The sequence below is a fragment of the Amycolatopsis sp. NPDC034160 genome, from assembly GCF_055575355.1.
Genome location: NZ_JBVISU010000001.1, coordinates 180740 through 196653, shown reverse-complemented (window position 1 = coordinate 196653; position 15914 = coordinate 180740). Strand labels below are relative to the sequence as shown.

The 15914-nt window shown below is 69.0% G+C and carries 15 protein-coding genes; 10 read left to right on the top strand and 5 right to left on the bottom strand.

Annotated features, from left to right (window positions below):
- Positions 1–152: 152 nt before the first annotated feature.
- Complete coding sequence (locus ACZ54P_RS00975) at positions 153–1328, bottom strand: homogentisate 1,2-dioxygenase domain-containing protein (protein ID WP_465459520.1); 1176 nt, start codon at positions 1326–1328, stop codon at positions 153–155.
- Between the two features lie 85 nt (positions 1329–1413).
- On the opposite strand from ACZ54P_RS00975, the gene ACZ54P_RS00970 reads away from it, so the two are divergent.
- Positions 1414–2268 carry a hypothetical protein gene (locus tag ACZ54P_RS00970; protein ID WP_465460196.1) on the top strand — a complete coding sequence of 285 codons (855 nt, stop codon included), beginning with the start codon at positions 1414–1416 and terminating at the stop codon, positions 2266–2268.
- Entirely contained in the window at positions 2265–2903 is a 639-nt protein-coding gene (locus ACZ54P_RS00965; RefSeq protein ID WP_465459519.1) for an IclR family transcriptional regulator, read from the top strand. Before ACZ54P_RS00970 ends, ACZ54P_RS00965 begins: the two co-directional genes overlap by 4 nt.
- A 4-nt stretch (positions 2904–2907) precedes the next feature.
- Here ACZ54P_RS00965 and ACZ54P_RS00960 read toward each other — a convergent pair whose 3' ends face one another.
- Complete coding sequence (locus ACZ54P_RS00960; RefSeq protein WP_465459518.1) at positions 2908–3579, bottom strand: DUF998 domain-containing protein; 672 nt, start codon at positions 3577–3579, stop codon at positions 2908–2910.
- A gap of 88 nt (positions 3580–3667) precedes the next feature.
- Positions 3668–4255 carry a TMEM165/GDT1 family protein gene (locus ACZ54P_RS00955; protein WP_465460195.1) on the bottom strand — a complete coding sequence of 196 codons (588 nt, stop codon included), beginning with the start codon at positions 4253–4255 and terminating at the stop codon, positions 3668–3670.
- Positions 4256–4441: 186 nt separating this feature from the next.
- Here ACZ54P_RS00955 and ACZ54P_RS00950 point away from each other — a divergent pair, with 186 nt between their 5' ends.
- The 8 genes from ACZ54P_RS00950 (at position 4442) to ACZ54P_RS00915 (ending at position 14689) form a co-directional block, all read left to right on the top strand.
- On the top strand, positions 4442–5395 hold the full coding sequence (locus ACZ54P_RS00950; protein WP_465459517.1) for a S41 family peptidase: 954 nt from the start codon (positions 4442–4444) through the stop codon (positions 5393–5395).
- An 81-nt stretch (positions 5396–5476) separates the two neighbouring features.
- Complete coding sequence (locus ACZ54P_RS00945; RefSeq protein WP_465459516.1) at positions 5477–6988, top strand: cytochrome ubiquinol oxidase subunit I; 1512 nt, start codon at positions 5477–5479, stop codon at positions 6986–6988.
- Between the two features lie 270 nt (positions 6989–7258).
- A complete protein-coding gene (cydB, locus tag ACZ54P_RS00940; protein ID WP_465459515.1) occupies positions 7259–8266 on the top strand; it encodes a cytochrome d ubiquinol oxidase subunit II in 1008 nt (335 codons plus the stop codon).
- Positions 8263–11514, top strand: a complete 3252-nt coding sequence (gene cydD, locus ACZ54P_RS00935) for a thiol reductant ABC exporter subunit CydD (RefSeq protein ID WP_465459514.1) — start codon at positions 8263–8265, stop codon at positions 11512–11514. The genes cydB and cydD overlap by 4 nt, the downstream gene beginning before the upstream one ends.
- A gap of 14 nt (positions 11515–11528) precedes the next feature.
- The gene (locus ACZ54P_RS00930; RefSeq protein WP_465459513.1) at positions 11529–12665 is read left to right on the top strand and encodes a GAF domain-containing sensor histidine kinase; all 1137 of its coding nucleotides are present in this window, start codon (positions 11529–11531) and stop codon (positions 12663–12665) included.
- 144 nt (positions 12666–12809) lie between these two features.
- The gene (locus ACZ54P_RS00925; RefSeq protein WP_465459512.1) at positions 12810–13439 is read left to right on the top strand and encodes an excalibur calcium-binding domain-containing protein; all 630 of its coding nucleotides are present in this window, start codon (positions 12810–12812) and stop codon (positions 13437–13439) included.
- Complete coding sequence (locus tag ACZ54P_RS00920; protein WP_465459511.1) at positions 13436–14071, top strand: class F sortase; 636 nt, start codon at positions 13436–13438, stop codon at positions 14069–14071. The genes ACZ54P_RS00925 and ACZ54P_RS00920 overlap by 4 nt, the downstream gene beginning before the upstream one ends.
- 9 nt (positions 14072–14080) lie before the next feature.
- The gene (locus tag ACZ54P_RS00915; protein WP_465459510.1) at positions 14081–14689 is read left to right on the top strand and encodes a histidine phosphatase family protein; all 609 of its coding nucleotides are present in this window, start codon (positions 14081–14083) and stop codon (positions 14687–14689) included.
- 151 nt (positions 14690–14840) lie between these two features.
- Here the strand turns inward: ACZ54P_RS00915 and ACZ54P_RS00910 are convergent, their stop codons facing one another.
- Both ACZ54P_RS00910 and ACZ54P_RS00905 read right to left on the bottom strand, forming a co-directional pair.
- On the bottom strand, positions 14841–15257 hold the full coding sequence (locus ACZ54P_RS00910; RefSeq protein WP_465459509.1) for a hypothetical protein: 417 nt from the start codon (positions 15255–15257) through the stop codon (positions 14841–14843).
- A gap of 27 nt (positions 15258–15284) precedes the next feature.
- Positions 15285–15911 (bottom strand): response regulator, encoded by a 627-nt coding sequence (locus ACZ54P_RS00905; RefSeq protein WP_125790547.1) that lies wholly within the window; start codon positions 15909–15911, stop codon positions 15285–15287.
- Between the last annotated feature and the right edge of the window lie 3 nt (positions 15912–15914).

The following is a 15914-nucleotide window of genomic DNA, read 5'->3' as shown; positions in this document are numbered from 1 at the left end:
GCGGTGGGAACACCGATTATCCGGAGGTTTCGCCCGGTCCGGGGCCGCGTTGCCGAACTGTTGCGGCCGTGGCGGTACTTATCCCGCCAACGCGACGCGTTTAGTCCTCTAAATGCGCACAGCATGCATTTAGAGGACTAAATGCATGGTCGCTAGGCGCCGGGGCCCCGGCCCGACCAAGTCCACGCGTAGCCGGGGTCCTCCGAAGCGTCGGCCGCCTCGCCAAGGTCCAGCGGCGCGAAGGTGTCCACCATGACCGCCGTCTCGTCGAAGAACTGGGCCCCGATCGAGGCCTCCGCCGCCCCGGGCTGCGGCCCGTGGGTGAAGCCGGACGGGTGCAGGGAAAGCGAGCCGACCTCGATTCCGGAACCCTTGCGCGCCTCGTAGTTCCCGCGGACGTAGAACATCAACTCGTCGGAATCGACGTTCGCGTGGTTGTACGGCACCGGGATCGACTCGGGGTGGTAGTCGACCTTGCGCGGGCAGAACGAGCAGACGACGAAGTTGGGGCCTTCGAAGGTCTGGTGCACGGGCGGCGGCTGGTGCACGCGGCCGGTGATCGGCTCGAAGTCGTCGATGTTGAACACCCACGGGTACAGGCAGCCGTCCCAGCCGACGACGTCGAACGGGTGGGTCGCGTAGGTGTAGCGCGTCAGCCCGGCGCGGTGCCGCACGAGGACCTCGACATCGGTGCCCTCGGCCAGCATCGGCTCCGACGGACCGCGGATGTCACGTTCGCAGTACGGCGAGTGCTCCAGGAACTGGCCCTTCGCCGACAGGTACCGCTTCGGCGGGCCGATGTGGCCGCGCGCCTCGATGGTCAGCAGCTTGACCCCGCCGTCGTCGTGGGGAAGCACGCGGTAGGTGCACGACGTCGGGATGACGAGGTAGTCGCCGTCACCGACCTCCAGCGCGCCGTAGATCGTCTCGACGGTCGCGCTGCCGCCCTGCACGTAGAAAAGCTCGTCACCGGCCGCGTTGCGGTACAGCGGCGAAGGGCGCGTCGCGTGGACGAAGCCGATGGTGACGTCGGCGTTGCCGAACAGCCGCCGCCGGTCGGTGACCGCGTCGGCGTCGCCGAACTTGAGGTCCTGGGTCTTGAAGGCGCGGGGCTTGAGCGGATGGTTCGGGCTGATCGGCCCGCGCTCGTCCTCGATCGCGACGGCGTCGACGATCGCGGTGGGCAGGCCACGGTGGTACAGCAACGCGGAGTCCGCCGAGAACCCCTCGACACCCATGAGTTCCTCGGCGTACAAGCCGCCGTCGGGCTTGCGGAACGCGGTGTGGCGCTTGTGCGGGATCTCGCCTACCTGCCGGTAGTAAGGCATCGGATTCTCCCCGGAACGTGTCCGTTGTGCGAACGATTTTGTCCTGATGTCGTACGCTACTAGCGTGTCAGTCGTGTCAAGCGCTGTGGAACTCACGCCACCCGGCCCCCGAGGAATCCCTCCCCTGTTCGCGCGGCTCGTCGACGACTCGGCGTTGTTCCCGCCCGGCGAGGCGTCCATGCCCGAAGCGCTGCGTGCGCACTTCGCGTCGAGGTCCGGTGAACACTCCGGCGTCCTCGGTGTGTTCCTGTGCCAGGCGTCGAGGCTGCCCGAGCTCATCACCGAACTGATCAAGATCAAACCCAAGGAACCGCTGCCGCTGTCGCTGATCATCGACACAGGTCTAGGCGGCGTCCCGAAGGCGATTTCGATCGTCGAATCGCGCAGCGAGATCCTCGCGTTGCGGATGGTGGAGATGCCGGCGCCGTCGGACGTCGACGAGGTCTGGCTGGAGCGCGTCTCCGAATTCGTGCCCGAAGACGTCATCCGGGTGGTCGAGCCGCGGCGCGGGGTCGGCTGGCTGGACGGCGTGCGGAAGGTGATCGAACACGGCAGCTGGCCGAAGATCCGCTGCGGCGGCAAGGCGGGCGAGAACTTCCCCAGCGTCGACGAGGTCGCCGACTTCCTGTCGGTGGTCAGCGGGGAGACGGGGGCGTCGTTCAAGGCGACGAACAGCCTCCATCGCGCCGTCCGGCACACCGACGAAACCAGCGGTTTCACCCACCACGGGTTCCTGAATCTGATCGTGGCGTCCGCACGGTGCCTTTCCGGCGGAGACGTGCGCGCCGCGCTCGAGTCGACCGACGGCGCCGCACTGGCCGCCGAGGCCAAGGGACTGTCGGACCCGGCCGCGAAGGCCGTTCGCGGGCTCTTCGCCTCCTACGCGGCGGCGTCGTTCGACGAGCCCGTCGCCGACCTCGGGGAACTCGGGTTGTTGTGACTCGCGAAGGGTCGCTGACCCTGGACAGGGGGCTGGCGCTGCTGCAGGCCGTGGCGGACGCCGGTGGTGAGGCGGCGACGATCTCCGAACTCGCCGTCGCCATCGGCGCGAGCCGTGCCGCCGTCTACCGGCTGCTCGTCCCGCTGTCCGAACGCGGTCTGGTGTGGCGCGACGGGAACAAGGTGCGGCTGGGCGTCGGCCTGCTCCGGCTCGCCGGGCAGGTCCTCCCGCAGCTGCGGGAGGCGGCCAGGCCCGTGCTGCGCGAACTGGCGGAGAAGGTCGGCGCGACGGCACACCTATCGGTCGCGCAGGGCGATCAGGCGCAGGCCGTCGCGGTCGTCGAGCCCTCCTGGACGAGCTTCCACGTCGCCTACCGGGTCGGCACCCGCCATCCGCTGTCGGCGGGCGCGGCGGGCAAGGCGATGACCTTGCGCCCCGGCGGCGAAGGCTGGGTGACCTCGACCGGCGAACTGGAGGCGGGCGCGTCCGGTGTCGCCGCGCCCGTGCGCGGGGTACCGGGACTGCGCGCCAGCGTCGGCGTCGTCTCGCTGGAGCCGCTGGAGGCCGGTGTGGTGGGTCCCGCGGTCGTCGCGGCGGCCGTCCGGCTGGCCGAGGTGCTGAAGCAGCCCGAGTAGCGCGTCAGCGCTTGCCGAGCAGCGGGCGCACCATCGTCGCCAGCAGCGTGAGGTCGACCGCGAACAGGAGCCGTTCGAACAGGCCGAGCGTGATCTCCTGCTGCGACGGCCCGGTGAGCAGTGTCCAGACGAACCCGCCGAGCACGATCACCACGGCGGCGAAACTGGCCACCGAGAGCCGCCGGATCGTCGTGCGGCGCGGCTCCCACGGGCAGCGCGCCCGGCCGGGGCGGGTCAGCACCCAGGCGGCGGCGGGAAGCGCGAGGAAGGCCGTCAGCGCGGCGTAGTTGTGGATCTGCCCGGCCAGCGAACGGGCTTGGCCCTCCGGATCGACGGGGACGAGCGCGAGGACGAACAGACCGGCGCACCACACGCCGAGCAGGGCGAGGACGGACCGGTAACCGGTTCGATGTGCCTTCGCGATGCCGCCGAGCAACGCGAGCGAACCGAAGCCCAGCGCCAGGCACATCGCGCCGAACAGCGGAGCCGCCGTCGAACCGGGCGAGAGGTAGCCGTAGACGTACTCGGACAGTGTCTGCCAGATCGGGCTGACCTGGCTGGACAGCCGCAGGTGCAAGTCGATCGAAATGGCGACGGCGACGGCCATGCCGAAGATCGCGAGCCTGCCGTGCACCGGGGAGACGGCACGGGCCGCGAGGATCTTGGGCGAGGTCACTTGCGGGATCTCCAGGCACGTCGGGGCGGGTGTTCACCTTTTCGTTCCCGAAAGGTTACCCGGCGAACCTGTGAAAAACCCGTGCGCCTCAGAAGACGAGCTGGGTCAGCGCGAACAGCGAGAAGCCGGCGAAGACGAACCCCGCCACGCGCTGGATGAGCTTGGGACGAATGCGGCTGCGGACCTTCGCGCCGATGAAGACGGCGAGACCGGCGACGGCGACCAGTGCGACGAAGGCGCCGAGCGCGACCGCGAACGGATTGCCGAAGCGGGCGGTGAGGCTGGCTGTCGCGAGCTGGGAGGCGTCACCCCACTCGGCGGCGAACAGCACGCCGAAAGAGGTCAGGGCCGAGCGGAAGAAGGTCGCGGGACTCGGCCCGGAACGGGACGCGTCCTCTCCGCCGTCCTTGCCGGGTTTGAACCCTTCGCGAAGGAGCATGTACGCGCCGACACCGAACATCGCGGCGACGATCGCGGTGACCAGTGCCTCCGGCAGCAAAGTGAGCACACTGCCGAACGTGGCTGCGATCGCACATTGCACGGCGAACGCCGCGGTGACCCCGGCGAATACCGGCCATGCCCGGAAACGGGTGGTGAGAACCAAGGTGGCCACCAGTGTCTTGTCCGGCAGTTCCACGGCCAGTACCAGGCCAAAAGCGCTGATGAGCGCCAGCATCGAACTCGACATGGTGATTGCCACCCCTTTCACTGCAACGATAAAGGGGTGATTCAGGAAAGGGCAAGCTGATGGCTTTTCCGAATTGCCGGGCATGTGCGAGCGAATTGTATTTCGCGGCGGGGCGGAAAGGAGGTTTCGGCAAACCGAATTCTTTTTTCAGGCCCGCTGGTAGCGTCCGGGAGCATGGACGAGAGAGCGCGGATCGAAGACGTGTGCAGGCGGCTGAAGGACCATTATGTGTTCCCCGACGTCGCCGAGAAGCTGATCGTGTTCCTGCAGGCGAGGCTGAGCGACGGCGCCTACGCGGGGCTCGACGACCAGGCGTTCGCCGTCACGGTCACGCAGGATCTGCAGTCGGTCAACGGGGACAAGCATCTACGGCTGCGTCATCACGTCGACCCGCTGCCCGAGGTGGACGGGGAGTCGTTCGACCCCGAGGAGTACCGGCGCGAGGCGGAACTGAACGGCCACGGCATAGCGTCGGCGCGTCGGCTGGCCGGGAACGTCGGTTACCTGGAGACCAAGCTGTTCTACGGGGCGGACATCGCCGGCGAGGCGCTGGCCGCGGCGATGACGTTGCTGGCGACGACCGACGCGCTGATCATCGACGTCCGGGAGAACCGGGGCGGCGACCCGATGGCGGTCGCGCTGCTGATCAGTTACCTGGTCGACGAGCCGACCCACTACAACAGCATCTATCTGCGCGACGGCGACGTGACCAACCAGTTCTGGACGCTGCCGTACGTACCGGGCCGCAAGTTCGGCGCGGGCAAGCCGGTGTGGGTCCTGACCGGGCCGACGACGTTCTCCGGTGCCGAGGACCTGAGCTACTCGTTGCAGCGACTGGGGCGGGCGAAGACGGTCGGCGCGGTCACCGGCGGCGGGGCGAACCCGCGTCGACAGTACAAAGTGGACAAACACCTGGATGTCACCGTCCCGGGTGGACGGGCCGTGAACCCGGTCACGGGGACCAACTGGGAAGGCGTCGGTGTGCGGCCCGACATCGCCGTGGACGTCGAGGCCGCTTTCGACACGGCATACGCGTTGGCGCTGGCCCACGTGCTGACACTGGAGGATTCGGGAGTGCGGCGGCAGGTCGCCGACGAGGCACGGCTCACGCTCGCGGGCCTCGGCTGAGCCAGACGCGGGACCTACGTCCCGGCGAGATCAGGACCACTTGAACTGGTGGACCCACCCCGGCGTGAGCAGGCTTGAGGCGTGGAGGTTCTCGATCTCGCTCGGTGGCAGTTCGGCATAACCACCGTCTATCACTTCCTGATGGTCCCCCTGACCATCGGGCTTTCGGTCCTGGTCGCCGGGATGCAGACGGCGTGGGTCCGGACAGGTGAGCAGCGCTATCTGAAGATGACCAAGTTCTGGGGGAAACTCCTGCTGGTCAACTTCGCGATGGGCGTGGTCACCGGGATCGTCCAGGAGTTCCAGTTCGGGATGAACTGGAGCGCGTACTCGCGGTTCGTCGGTGACGTTTTCGGCGCGCCGCTGGCGATGGAAGGGCTCGTCGCGTTCTTCGTCGAGTCGACCTTCCTCGGGCTGTGGATCTTCGGCTGGGACAAGCTCCCGAAGAAGGTCCACCTGGCCTGCGCCTGGGCGTACTCCCTGGCGACCGTGGCGTCCGCCTATTTCATCCTGGCCGCGAACTCGTGGATGCAGCATCCGGTCGGCGTCGAGTTCGTCGACGGGAAGCCGACGATGAACTCGATCTGGGCGGTGCTGACGAACAACACCGCGCTGGCCGCGATCCCGCACACGATCGCGGGCGCCTTCTCGGTGGCGGCGGCGTTCCTGGTCGGGATCGCCGGCTGGCAGTTGTGGCGCAAGCGTTCGGAGGACGACGAGCACCGCGCGGTGTGGCGTTCTTCGGTGCGGCTCGGCGGCTGGGTCGGCGTGGTGGCGTTCGCGGTGCTGGCGATCACCGGTGACGTGCAGGGCAAGCTGATGTTCGAGCAGCAGCCGATGAAGATGGCGTCGGCGGAAGCGTTGTGCCACACGGAAAAACCGGCGAGCTTCTCGATCATCGCGATCGGCGACGTCCGGAACGCGAACTGCGAGGACGTCAAGACGTTCAACGTGCCCGCCCTGCTCTCGTTCTTGGCGCACAACGACTTCTCGACCGAGGTCAAGGGCGTGGAGAACCTGGTGACCGAATACCAGGCGAAGTACGGCACGAACTACCCGGATGACCCACAGTTGGGCTCGCTCGCCGGCAAGCCGATCGACTACGTGCCCAATCTGCCGGTGACCTACTGGGGCTTCCGCGCCATGATCGGCTTCGGCGCGATTTCGGCGGGGATCGGGCTGCTCGCGCTGTGGCTCACCCGGCGGGGCCGCATTCCCGGGCAACGCTGGTTCCCGTGGCTCATGCTCGGCGGCATCGCGACGCCGTTCATCGGCAACAGCGCCGGCTGGATCTTCACCGAGATGGGGCGTCAGCCGTTCGTGGTGGTGCCGAACCCGACCGGGGTCGACGGAGTGTGGATGTTCACCGCCAACGCGGTGTCGAAGTTGTCCACAGGCGAGGTGTGGACGTCTTTGATCGCTTTGACGACCGTCTACGCGGTGCTCGGTGTCGTCGAGGTCTACCTGATCCGCAAGTACGTGCGCGGCGGTGTCGACGCCGTCATGCCACCCAAGAAAACAGCGTCTACCAGCAAGAACGGCGACCCCGAAGGCGGTGACAGCGATGACGAAGCACTCGCCTTCGCCTACTGATCGCCTCTTTACCTCACCTACCCAGCCCCCCGCCCTTCCCGGGGGACGGCCCCGCACCCAGCGTATCGGGAGTATCGCTCAGGTGGGTTACCCACAGGCGATCTGTGGACAACTCGCCCCATTGTGGATAACTCAGGGCGACGGGGGCTTGAGGGGCCGGTTCGGTCGGGCTCGCGTGGTAGCGGTGGGGGTGCGCGGTGGCGAGAGCGGCTTCCACAACGTCGCCCTGCGAGTCGCCGAAGACGCAACCGAAGCAAGCAGGAGCACCCGATGACCCTCGAAACGATCTGGTTCTGCGTCATCGCCCTCTTCTGGCTCGGCTACCTCTTCCTCGAAGGATTCGACTTCGGCGTCGGCATGCTCATGCCCGTCCTCGCGAAGGACAACACCGAGCGCCGCGTCATGGTCAACACGATCGGCCCGGTCTGGGACGGCAACGAGGTCTGGCTGATCGTCGCGGGCGGCGCGATGTTCGCCGCGTTCCCCGGCTGGTACGCGTCGCTGTTCTCGGCCGCGTACCTGCCGCTCTTGGTCGTCCTGCTCGCGCTCATCGGCCGCGGGGTCGCGTTCGAATACCGCGGCAAGGTCGACTCCGAGCGCTGGCGCCGCAACTGGGACCGCGTGATCGGCCTCGGCTCGTGGATCCCGCCGTTCGGCGTCGGGTTGCTGCTCGCGACCACCGTCCTCGGTCTCCCGCTCGACGCCGACGGCGACCGGGTGGGCGGCGCGTTCGCCGCCATCCGGCTCGAAACGCTGCTCGGCGCGGTCGCGGTCGTCGGATTCTCGCTGGTCCACGGCGCCGCGTTCCTCGCGCTCAAAACCGAAGGCGACCTCCGTCATCGGGCGCGGCACCTGGCCACGCGCCTCCTGCCGGTCGCGTTGCTGCCGTTGCTCGCGTTCCTCGTCGTCGTTCAACTGGGCTCGGGCGACCTGTGGACACTGCTCCTGATCGGCGTCGCCGTCATCGCCGCGGTCCTCGCCTGGTTCAAGATCCGCATGGGCCGCGAAGGACAGGCGTTCGCCGCGTTGGGCGGGGTCATCGCCGCCTCGGCGGTCGCGATCTTCGTCGCGCTGTACCCGAACGTCCTTCCGTCCACTGTGGACTCGGCGAACACGCTGACCATCGCGGGCGAGGCTTCGAGCCCGTACACCCTGACCGTGATGACCTGGGTCGCCCTGTTCGGTGCCCCCGCGGTGCTGATCTACCAGGGATGGACGTACTGGGTGTTCAGCAAGCGCATCGGCACCAAGCACATCCCACCGGTGCACGCACCATGACCGAACTTCCCGGCCGCGACACCCTTTCCGCCAAGGAGTCCACAATGGACCCAGCGCGACCGGGAAAGGGTCCGCTCGGCGCGCTAGCCCCGCTTTCGGCGGCGGCGCGCCGGGCGTTGATCCTCAGCGGACTACTTTCCTTCGTCAACGCCGGTTTGCTGGTGGGGCAAGCGTTCCTGCTGGCCGACGTCCTCTCCGCGGTGGTCCGCGGAGCGCCGGGGGACCGCACCGCCCAGCTGGCCGTGCTGCTCGCGCTCGTCGCAGGGCGCGCGATGACCGGCTGGGCGGTGCGGATCGTCTCCGCCCGCGCGGCGGCCCGCGCGAAGGAGGAACTGCGCGCCAAGGCACTCGACCACGCCTTGAAACTCGGCCCGGAATGGATCGCCCGCCGCGGCCACGGCGAGCTGACGTCGTTGACCACCAAGGGTCTCGACGCGCTCGACGCCTACTTCACCCAGTACCTCCCGGCGCTGGTCACCGCGGCGATCGTGCCGCTCGCCGCCGGTGCCGCGATCCTGTTCGCCGACTGGCCGTCGGCCGTGCTCGTCGCGATCACCGTGCCGCTGGTGCCGCTGTTCGCCATCCTGATCGGCAAGCACACCGCCGAACGCGTGGCCGACGCCGCCGATGCCGAACACCGGTTGTCGGGACATCTGCTGGAACTCGTCCGTGCACTGCCGATCCTCAGCGCGTTCCGCCGCGCCGAGGCGCAGGCCGAGACGGTCCGGAAGATCTCCGAACGCCATCGCCGCACGACGCTGAAAACACTGAAGGTCGCGTTCGCGTCGGCGTTCGCGCTGGAACTGATCGCGACGCTTTCGGTCGCGCTGGTCGCGGTGGTCATCGGCGTCCGGCTGGTCGACGGCGAACTGCCGCTGGCCATCGGGCTCGGCGTCCTGATCCTCGCGCCGGAGTGCTACCAGCCGCTGCGCGCGGTCGGCGCCGCGTTCCACGCCAGCGAGGACGGCGTCGAGGCCGTGCGCCGGGTCGCGGCGGTGCTCGCGGAACCCCTGCCGCCCCACGGTTCCGAGTCGCCGGCCAAAAGCGAGATCCACGTCCAGGGACTGCGTGTCGCCCGGAGGGGTGGATTCGCGCCCGACGGTGAGACCTTCGCGGTCCGGCCCGGGGAAATGATCTGGCTGCGCGCGCCCAGCGGTGGCGGCAAGTCGACGACGCTGTCCGCGCTGCTCGGCTTCGTGCAGGCCCACGACGGGACGATCACCGTCGGCGGCATCAGCCTCGCCGACGCCGACCTCGACCGCTGGCGTGAGAACGTCGCGTGGGTGCCGCAGTCGCCGGTGTTCGGCGGAGGCACGGTCCACGACGAGGTCGGCGCGGACGACATCCTCGGCGAACTCGGCCTGAGCGGTCTGGCCGAACGCCCGGTGGCGAAGCTGTCGCAAGGACAACGCCAGCGGGTCGCGGTGGCGCGGGCCTTGGCGCGGGTCCGGACGGGCGCGTGGCTGCTCCTGCTCGACGAGCCCACCGCCCACCTCGACGAGGTCAACGCCGGACTCGTCATGGCCGCGGTCGCCAAGGCCGTCGACGACGGGGCCGCCGCGATCATCGCCGCGCACGAACGCACGTCCGGTATCGACATGTCGACTACGCGAGTGGTCGACGTCGGCACCGCGGCCGAGGAGCCGACGATCCGGCCGCTCCCGTGGCGCGACCTGCTGCACCGCAGGTTCTTCGGCGGCGCCTTGCTCGGCGCGGCCGCCTTGCTCGCCGGAGTCGCGCTGGCCGCGCTTTCGGGTTGGCTGATCGCGAAGGCGTCCCAGCAGCCGCCGATCCTGACCCTGACGGTGATGATCGTCGGCGTGCGGACCTTCGGCCTCGGCCGAGCGGGACTGCGGTACCTCGAACGGCTGGTCACGCACGACGCCGCGTTCCGGATCGCCGGACGGTTGCGGGTCCGGCTGTGGGAGTCGCTGGTGCGGCTCGGTCCGGCGCGTGCGCTTCGTGCCGGTGAGGAACAGCGGCGGTTGGCCGGGGACATCGACACGGTGCGCGACCTGCTTCCTCGCGTGATCACGCCACTGGTCGTCGTCACCTTGGTGGCCGTGGGTGCCGTCGCGGTGCAGACCGCCGTGCTGCCGGAAGCCGGGCTCACGCTGGCCGTGGCCCTCATGATGAGCGCGTTCGCGCCGCTGCTCGCGCTGCGGGCGGAACGCCGCGCGACCAGTGCGCTGGCCGCCGGACGGCGTTCGGTGTCGGCGCAGGTGCTGAGCCTGTTCGAGGCCGCCGCCGAGTTGATCGCGTTCGGGGCCGACAAAGTGCGCCGTCGCCGCATCGCCACGACCGACGCCGCGTTGACCGCCGAAGCGCGGCGGCAGGCCTTCGGCGCCGGTGCGGCCGACGCCCTGATCATCCTGGCGACGGGTGCCGCCACCGTCGTGAGCACCGGGTTCGCCGTGCGCGCCGTCGCCGCCGGCGCGCTGGATCCGGTCCTCGCGCCGGTGGTCGCCTTGGTCCCGCTCGCGCTGGCGGAAGTGCTCTCCCTGCTCCCACCTGCCGCGCAGCACTGGGACACCCTGCGCCAGGCCCGTCTGCGCCTCGCCGCGTGTCATGCGGGGTCCCCATCAGACGAATTTCGTCCTATGGGGACCCCTCACGACACGGGCGGGGTGCGGATCCGCGACGCCGACCTCGGCTGGCCCGGCACCGAGCACCCGGTCCTCACCGGCGTCGACCTCGACATCGCGCCCGGTACACACGTGGCCGTCATCGGCCCGAGCGGCGCGGGCAAGTCGACCCTCGTCGCTGCCCTGCTCGGTTTCCTGAAGCCGAGCAAGGGCGACGTCGCCACTCCGGAGAACGTCGTCTGGGCGCCGCAAGAACCCATGCTCGTCTCGACCACGGTCGCGGAAAACCTACGCCTCGCCAATCCGACCGCGTCCGAGTCCGATCTCCGAAAGGCCTTGTATCAGGCCGTTCTCGAGGACGTCGAGCTCACCACGATGCTGGACAGCGCAGGCGCCGGGCTTTCGGGCGGGCAGGCGCAGCGGGTCGCGCTCGCGCGCGCCATGCTCGGCGCCGCCCAGGCCGACCTCGTCCTGCTCGACGAACCGACCGCGCACCTCGACGAACCCACCGCGCGCACGGTCCGCGAACGCCTGGCCGAGGCTCTGGCGGGGAAGACCGTCGTCCACGTCACGCACAACGCGGCCGAAGCTGACGGCGCCGACGTGGTCCTGGAGGTACGAGAGGGTCGCGTCACAGCGCGCGCACGGGCCGGAGCGGGCTAATGTCGACAGCGCTCATGGATCCCACACTTGCCGCGCGCGCACTGTCCGCCGCCACCGAGATCACCGGCACCGCCCTGTCCGGTGACGACCCGGGTGACGTGCTCGAGACGGTGGTCGCCCGCGCCGTCGAACTGGCCGAGGCCGACCTCGGCCTCGTCATGGTGCGCGCGGACGACGGCCAGGTGGTCGTCGAGGCCGCGCACGGAGCGACGACCCAAGGCTTACGCGGCTTGGCCTTTCCCGCCGATTCCGCCGCCGGTCAGGTCGCCCGCGGTGGGAAACCGGTGGTCAGCGAGGATTTCACCGTCGATCCCCGCACGGCGCCGTTCGTCCCGCCGGACCTGCAGGGCTTCGGTCCGTTCGCGGCGTCGCCGTTCGGTTCCGGCGGGCGCGTCCTTGGCGCGCTGACCGTGTACCGCCGCCACGGCGGGGCTCCGTTCTCCGACAGCACCGTCGAGGTCCTCACCGCCTTCGCGGCACAGGCGGGCGTCGTCCTCGCGCTGGCCGAAGGCGCCAACGCCCGTCACCGCGTGACGCTCTACCAGGAGCGCGAACGCATCGCGCGCGAACTGCACGACGTCATCGTGCAGCGGCTTTACGGCGCGGGCATGCAATTGGACCGCGTGCGCAAGAACATGCGGAAGCGGTTCGCGCAGGCCGACGGCGCGCGGCTGTCCGAGGCGATCGACCAGCTCGACCAGACCATCGAAGAGATCCGCGGCACCGTGCGCGCGTTGCGCAGCCCGGAACCCGCGAACGAGAAGGTCGTCGCCACCGACCTCGCCGAGTCCGCGCGGGGCGAGGTGCGCATCGCGGGCGAACTGCTCGGCTACCCGCCGACCCTCGAACTGTCGGGAGAACTGGCCGACATCCCCGCCGAACAGGCCGACCACATCCGCGCCGCCCTGCGCGAAGCACTGTCCAATGTGGTCAGGCACTCCGGGGCGAGCGAGACCCGCGTGACACTCAGCCGCGACGCCGACGGCGTCAAACTCAGGGTGCGGGACAACGGATCCGGCGTGCCGCAGGGCGTCGCCAAACGCGGGCTCCGTCATCTCGACGAGCGTGCGACGACTTCCGGTGGACGATTTTCGATCAATTCTTCGCCGAGCTTGGGTACTTTGGTGGCTTTCGACGTCCCGCTCGATTGACTCGTGGGATATTCACCGCATTTTGTCGCTCGAACGAGTGAGAATTCGCGGTTTTGGATTAATCCGTAACGACTGCGGCCGGTACGCGACTGTAGGGGTATCTAAAGCGCTCGGAGCGCGAATTCCCCATCGAAAGGCCTCCCCATGTCCTCGGTTCGTCGCGCCATCGGCACGGTCGTACTTCTCGCCGGATTCTCCTTGTTCGGCCCTGCTTCTGTCGCTTTCGCGCTGGCCGACGCGCCCGCAGTCGCCGACTTGAACTGCGGCGACTTCCAGTTCCAGGAGGACGCGCAGGCGGTGCTCGAAAAAGATCGATCCGACCCGCACGGCCTCGACCGTGACAAGGATGGAATCGCGTGCGAAACACTGCCGAAGCGCGGAACCGGTCCGACGAAAACGAGCACGCCGACCGTTCCGCCCATCGTCACGGAAACGAAACCGGCGCCCAGTAGTGCGAAATCCGCCGACAAGGACTGTGCCGATTTCCCCTCGCAGGCAGCGGCACAGGCCGAGCTCAAGAGGAACCCGAGTGACCCGTACAAGCTCGACGGCGACCACGACGGCTACGCCTGCGAGTCCCGCTTCGGCGAGCCTTCGAAATCCGGCCAGGTGAAGGTCAAGCCCGTGGGCGGCGTCGCGACCGGCGGCGGCGAGACCACCGAAGTCAACGGTGGGCTCCTCGAAATCGGCGCGGTCGCGTTGATGGGCGGGGTCCTGCTGGCCGCGACGGCCGCGGGCGCCTCCCTCGTCCTCCGGCGGCGTGCCGAGCGATGACCCACGTTTCTTCCTGGCGCCGATGGCCGCTTCCGCTGGTCATCGGCACCATCATCGGGGTGGTGCTCGCGGCCGCGCTGACCGCTTGCGCCGGCCCCTCGGCCACCAGGGTCGCGTCACCGGCACAGCCCACCACCGCGTCTTCCGCGGCCCCCTCGGCCGAGGCGGTCGCTCCGCTCGGACCCGCGAAGCCGGCGACGCTCGAAATCCCGGCGATCGGGGTCCGCACCGGCGAGATCATCGACCTCGGCTTGGCCGCGGACGGCAGCATGCAGGTGCCGCATGACGCGATCACCACCGGTTGGTTCACCGGCGGCCCGGCTCCCGGCGAAATCGGGCCGGCCGTGCTCGCGGGACACGTCGACTACAAGAAGGTCCCCGGCATCTTCGTGCGGCTGAAGGACGTCAAGGCAGGCGATGAGGCCGTCGTCCATCGCAAGGACGGCGTCACCGCGGTGTTCACCGTGTACGCCGTCGAGCGGCATCCGAAGGCCACCTTCCCGACGGAGCGGGTGTACGGCGACACGCCCGGGCCGGAACTGCGCCTGATCACCTGTGGCGGCGACTTCGACTCCTCGACCGGCCACTACCTCGACAACGTGATCGCCTACGCGAGATTGACGCGCACTTAGATTCGAGGGATGCGCACCGTCTACGTCGTCACGCATCCGCAGGCCACCCATCACGTCGATCGGCTGGTGGGCGGCTGGTACGACTCCGAACTCACTTCCGACGGCGAACGCGCGGCCGTCGCCATCGCCGATTCGCTGCGCGCCCGGGTGCCGGAGAAGGTCGAGCTGTACTCCTCGGACCTCCGGCGCACCGCGAGGACGGCGAAGGTGATCGGCGAGCGGCTCGGCGTCGAGCCGGTCCTGGACCGGCGGCTGCGCGAGAAGTCGTACGGGGAGGCGGGAGGACGGCCACAGGACTGGCTGAACCGGCGGTTCATCCCGCCGCCCGCGGTCGGGGAGCGACTGGAGCACGACGAGGGAATACCGGGCGCCGAAACCAAGGGCGCGATGGCCGGGCGCGTCTACGCGGCGATGGACTCGATCCTGGAAAGCCGTTGTGCGCACCAGATCGTGGTGACACACGGCGGCGCGCTCACCTTCGTCATCGCGGCGTGGATCCGGATGCCGCTCGAAGCGGCCGGGTACGTCGACTTCCGAGGTCCACCCGGCAGTATCACGGTGCTCCGTGAAGACGACTACTTCCACAACCGGCAGGTCGTGACTCTCGCCGGAGAATGACAAGATCTCCCCGGAAAGTCGATGAAGACGTGGGGAGATGACAGGCCGAGGTTCCTGCGAGCCGTCGCCGCCGCTGTGGCGGGAAGCACGGCGAGCGCCCCGTCGCGGTGTTCGACTGGGACAACACGGTCATCAAGAACGACATCTCCGATCAGACCGCCTTCTGGCTGATCCGGCACGACAAGGTCCTCCAGCCGCGGAACAAGGACTGCCGCACGACCAGCCGATACCTGACCGACGCCGGGGCGAGCGCGCTCGGCAAGGCGTGCGGCACCGACACCCCGGCCGGGAAACCGCTGCCGTCGAAGCGGCTTTCGATGGCTTGCCGCCACGGAATCACCGAGGCGCGCAGCGCGCCGAGATATTCGGGCACGCCGACGCTGAAGATCGCGGTGCTGTCCGCGTCGTAGGTGAAGACCAGCTGGACACGGCGATCGTTCTCGATCAGCGACAGGATGTCCAGCAGCCTGGTCAGCGTCGTGACCGTGCGGACGACGACCAGGACCTTCCGCTCGACCCCGATGGTGAGCCACTGATCGAACGCGGGGTCAACCGGGACTTCACCCAAAACGACGGGGGGTACCTTTTTCGCGCACTACCTGTCCCGGCGCGCGATCCATGCCGCGGCCTGCGTGCGGCGCTGCATGCCGAGCTTCGCGAGGACGGACGTCACGTAGTTCTTCACCGTCTTCTCGGCGAGGAACAGGCGCTCCGCGATCTCGCGGTTGGACATGCCCTGCCCGATCAGGTCCAGTACCTCGCGCTCGCGTTCGGTGAGGGAACCGAGTTCGTCCTCGGGCGGATGCCGCAACTTGTCCAGCACGCGCGCCGTCGACAGTGGGTCGAGCAGTGAACGGCCCGCCGCGACCTCGCGGACCGCGTTGACGACGTCCTGACCGCGGACCTGTTTCAGCAGGTAGCCGGCCGCACCGGCCATGATCGCGCCGACCATGGCCTCGTCGTCGTCGAACGCGGTCAGCATCAGGCACTGCGGCGGGTTCGGCTTCGACCGCAGTTCGCGGCAGAGCGCGATGCCGTCGCCGTCACCGAGTCGCACGTCGACCACCGCGACGTCCGGCTCGACGTGCATCGCCACGGCGAGGGCTTCGTCGACCCCGCTCGCCTCGGCGACGACCTCGATGTCGGGTTCGTCGGTGAGGAGGTCGCGCAGACCGCGCCTCACCACCTCGTGGTCGTCGATGAGCAGCACCTGGATCGGCATACC

Coding starts and splice junctions, on each gene's coding strand:
- ACZ54P_RS00975 (WP_465459520.1), bottom strand. CDS start 1,328: ATGCCTTACTACCGGCAGGTAGGCGAGATCCCGCACAAGCGCCACACC.
- ACZ54P_RS00955 (WP_465460195.1), bottom strand. CDS start 4,255: ATGCTGGCGCTCATCAGCGCTTTTGGCCTGGTACTGGCCGTGGAACTG.
- ACZ54P_RS00950 (WP_465459517.1), top strand. CDS start 4,442: ATGGACGAGAGAGCGCGGATCGAAGACGTGTGCAGGCGGCTGAAGGAC.
- cydB (WP_465459515.1), top strand. CDS start 7,259: ATGACCCTCGAAACGATCTGGTTCTGCGTCATCGCCCTCTTCTGGCTC.
- cydD (WP_465459514.1), top strand. CDS start 8,263: ATGACCGAACTTCCCGGCCGCGACACCCTTTCCGCCAAGGAGTCCACA.
- ACZ54P_RS00930 (WP_465459513.1), top strand. CDS start 11,529: ATGGATCCCACACTTGCCGCGCGCGCACTGTCCGCCGCCACCGAGATC.
- ACZ54P_RS00925 (WP_465459512.1), top strand. CDS start 12,810: ATGTCCTCGGTTCGTCGCGCCATCGGCACGGTCGTACTTCTCGCCGGA.
- ACZ54P_RS00920 (WP_465459511.1), top strand. CDS start 13,436: ATGACCCACGTTTCTTCCTGGCGCCGATGGCCGCTTCCGCTGGTCATC.
- ACZ54P_RS00915 (WP_465459510.1), top strand. CDS start 14,081: ATGCGCACCGTCTACGTCGTCACGCATCCGCAGGCCACCCATCACGTC.
- ACZ54P_RS00905 (WP_125790547.1), bottom strand. CDS start 15,911: ATGCCGATCCAGGTGCTGCTCATCGACGACCACGAGGTGGTGAGGCGC.